The 3035-nt window shown below is 45.9% G+C and carries 5 protein-coding genes; 1 reads left to right on the top strand and 4 read right to left on the bottom strand.

Going from position 1 to position 3035, the window contains the following annotated elements; genetic code table 11:
* The 3 genes from Q0372_RS06770 to Q0372_RS06760 form a co-directional block, all read right to left on the bottom strand.
* On the bottom strand, positions 1-322 hold a 322-nt coding region (locus tag Q0372_RS06770; RefSeq protein WP_298104117.1), incomplete at its 3' end, for a GNA1162 family protein.
* The gene (locus Q0372_RS06765) at positions 319-813 is read right to left on the bottom strand and encodes a DUF4810 domain-containing protein (protein ID WP_298104114.1); all 495 of its coding nucleotides are present in this window, start codon (positions 811-813) and stop codon (positions 319-321) included. The genes Q0372_RS06770 and Q0372_RS06765, both read right to left, overlap by 4 nt.
* Positions 814-822: 9 nt before the next feature.
* A complete protein-coding gene (locus tag Q0372_RS06760; RefSeq protein WP_297902493.1) occupies positions 823-1500 on the bottom strand; it encodes a CsgG/HfaB family protein in 678 nt (225 codons plus the stop codon).
* 439 nt (positions 1501-1939) lie between these two features.
* On the opposite strand from Q0372_RS06760, the gene Q0372_RS06755 reads away from it, so the two are divergent.
* Positions 1940-2560 (top strand): hypothetical protein, encoded by a 621-nt coding sequence (locus Q0372_RS06755; protein ID WP_298104111.1) that lies wholly within the window; start codon positions 1940-1942, stop codon positions 2558-2560.
* 61 nt (positions 2561-2621) lie between these two features.
* On the opposite strand, the gene Q0372_RS06750 is transcribed toward Q0372_RS06755, so the two are convergent.
* On the bottom strand, positions 2622-3035 hold a 414-nt coding region (locus tag Q0372_RS06750; RefSeq protein WP_298104107.1), incomplete at its 5' end, for a sulfite exporter TauE/SafE family protein.

Here is a 3035-nt window from a genome sequence, read left to right as displayed (position 1 = left end):
AAATCTGCCTTAGCTTGTGCGCGGAGACGTTTTGGATCTCGCTTGCCTCGTAAATTCCGTTATTTTTGAAGGTCTCATGCACGAGCGCTGGATCAAATACATAATACCCCGCTTCGCTTAGCGGATAGATCGCGTTGGCAAGCACGGCAGCACTTGCGTCCACTTCGGTAGTTTCGTTTGTAGGCATCAGCACCAAAATCGATCGAGGCTTAGCCTGCTGAAGCGCCGAGTAGTCATAAATTTCAGGCTCACTTAGAGCACACGCGTTAAAAAACAGCGCCACGAATACACTAAAAATCGCTATTTGAGCTTTATTTTTCATTTTTTAGCCTTTTTATTCGTTTTGCCGCCCTGTTTCGCGGCAGCTTTGCCTTGCTTTGCAGAGGCTGCTTTGGCGACTTCGCGTTCGCTTGATCCTTGGACTTTATCAGCGCCAGGTTTGCTCGCAGTCTCAGCTTTTTTAAGCGCGGCCGGGTTTGTAACGAAGGTTAAAAACGGCTTTGATTCAGGGAAGGCCTGAGCTTCTTTTTCGAAATTCTCTCTCGCCCTCGCGCCGTTACCCGCGCTTAGATACAAAAGCCCCAGATGCGAATAAAGCCCCGGCGGGACTTTGAGTCCCTTTTCGTATGCCTTTTGGATAGATTTTTCAAGCGCTTCGATCTGTTCGCCTACGTCGCTTTCCTGCTTTAGATACTGATAGGTAGAGTCCGTGTAGCTGCCGTCCCAGTAATAAATTTGATTCCGCGTCCCGCCGCCGCAGCCGCAAAAGATCACGGCCGCAGCAGCAAGAGCAAAAGCGCTGCTCGCTTTCAAATTTAATCCTTATCTCACTTTAAACGCGCCGTTTTCAAGGCCGTTTACGAGATTATTGACCGCTTCGATGATCGCTAGGCTTAGCACCTTGCCGTTTAGCGTCGAATCATAGCCCGCAGTGCCGCCGAAACCTAGCACTTCGCGATTTGACAGCTCGTACTCGCCCGCACCCTGGGTCGAAAAGACTACCTCGGACGTTCTAACATCAACGATGTTTAAATTTACTTTAGAATACGCGGTTTGAGTCTTTCCTTTACCCAAAATTCCAAACAGCTGATGATCTCCGGTCGTCTTGCGGCCAAACTCAGTCACGTCGCCGGTGATAACGTATCTGGCACCTTTTAAGTTTTGTGCGCTTTTGGAGATTGCGCTTTCCTCTTTGATGGCGCGCATATTCGTGCGATCAAGCACCGAGAAACGTCCTGTTTGTTGTAAGCTTGAGATCAAAATTGTCTGCGCTTGGTTGCCCAGTCTGTCCTCGCCGTCCGAGAACACGCCGTTGTTGTAAGAGGATTGGTTGTTAAAGCGTCCTACCGACACGGCGATCCGCTCGCCCGAGTAGTTGGTATTTAGACTCGCTACCGTAGGGGTTTGTACTACACGAGAGCTCTCTTTCGCGCATCCGCTAAATAGCGCCAGCACCGAAGCTGCAATAACGGCAGCCGATATGGTTTTTTTGAAATTCATTCTTTACTCCTTGAAAAAATTTACGTATAATATCTCATTTTTTCTTAAAATTTTATCTATGAATTTAAGTGTGCAAATTTATATGAGCGGGCTTTGAGCGTGATTTATTTTAAAGTCGATGAATTTAATTTCATGCTATTTATGCATAAAATATTGCAATGAGCTGATCAATAAGTAGATTTTGCCTATTTCATCCGCGCATTTTGTAATATGTGCTCGCTCGCAAACAGCTTGCGATAGGAAAATGATTTGAACGGTGCGGATTTTAAAATACGCGACCCGCTCCCAATCGCGCGAATTTATGCTTTTGCCTCTAAGCGATTTTTAAAAGCTCTCGAGCTAAAATTTATCTCGATCTAAGATCAAATTTAAACTCAACCAAGACGGCAAAAATTTCACGAGAGACGCCGCAAGCGGCGAAATCTCAAAGGAGCCTAGCTTGAAAAAATCGATAAATTTCCTGAGGCACATTTGCGCAGATTTGCTTGCAGGCAGAGCGCTACTGCATCCGATCCTGCTTACGGCTGTATTTTTAGCGACTAAATTCGGTGCGCTATATGTCATAGATGAAAAAATTTTAGGAAACGGCTATGATTTGGGGATATTTGGAGAATTCGCTTATTACATATTTTTTGATTTTGTCGCAGGTGCCTATTTTATAGCTCTTTGCGCGCATATAATCTATGCTTCGCCCGAAGTCAAATCGCTTAAAATTTTACGCAAAATTTTACTCGCGGCAATCTTGGCGTCTTGCGCGCTGGGTTATTTTGCTTCGGACGTAAACTACCAAAAACTAGGCGTCCTTGAGGCCTTTTTAATCGCCTCGCTAATTTGCATTTGCATCTATTTGGTCGCAACCGAGATATTAAACGACCGCTCAAACGCGGTATTTTGGGGTTTTGCTTATGTTCTTAACTACATAGGTGTCTTATTCGTAATATTTCATGCGCAAGCCGCCGAAGTCGTAGCCGTCATTTTAATAATCCTCTGTCCGCTTGCGTGGACGTTTTATTTCAAATACGAATTTCAAAAATCGCTTGCGCAAACGGACGGAGTTTAAATTTTAAAATTTAAAGCACTCTTTAGGCCGAATTTAGGCGCGGCAGGCGAAACGAACAGCGTTAGTTTAGGGCGATAAATTTTTTGATCGTCACGCAAAGTATCGTGACGATAAGTGCGATCATCCAGTGCTTTTGAGCTTTTTTGCCGATCTTGTGCGAGGTTTTGACGCCCGCATAAACGCCCGCTAGCGAGCCGACGCCGAGCAATGCGCCGATTTCGTAGTACACGAGCCCGTGTGCGGCAAGACTAATAAAGCCTGCGCTTGAGGAAAATATCACGAAAAACAGCCCCGTACTGACGGCCTTTTTGATGTCGTAGTTTAAAAAGCTGATCAAAATAGGCATCACAAATACCGCGCCGCCGATACCTACGCTGATCGCTACGGCGCCCACCGCAAGCCCCACGATAAAGAGTAAAATTTTGGATTCGTTAGCCTCGCCGGTGGGCTCGGTCGGGGTTTTAAAGAGTTTGAT

The sequence above is a fragment of the uncultured Campylobacter sp. genome, assembly GCF_937997405.1.
Lineage (GTDB): Bacteria > Campylobacterota > Campylobacteria > Campylobacterales > Campylobacteraceae > Campylobacter_B.
Note: the sequence above shows the minus strand (reverse complement) of the source record. Positions and strands in the feature narration are given on the sequence as shown.

What these genes read in the sequence shown, in the direction of transcription:
- Q0372_RS06760 (WP_297902493.1), bottom strand. Translation starts at nt 1,500, where the DNA reads ATGAATTTCAAAAAAACCATATCGGCTGCCGTTATTGCAGCTTCGGTG.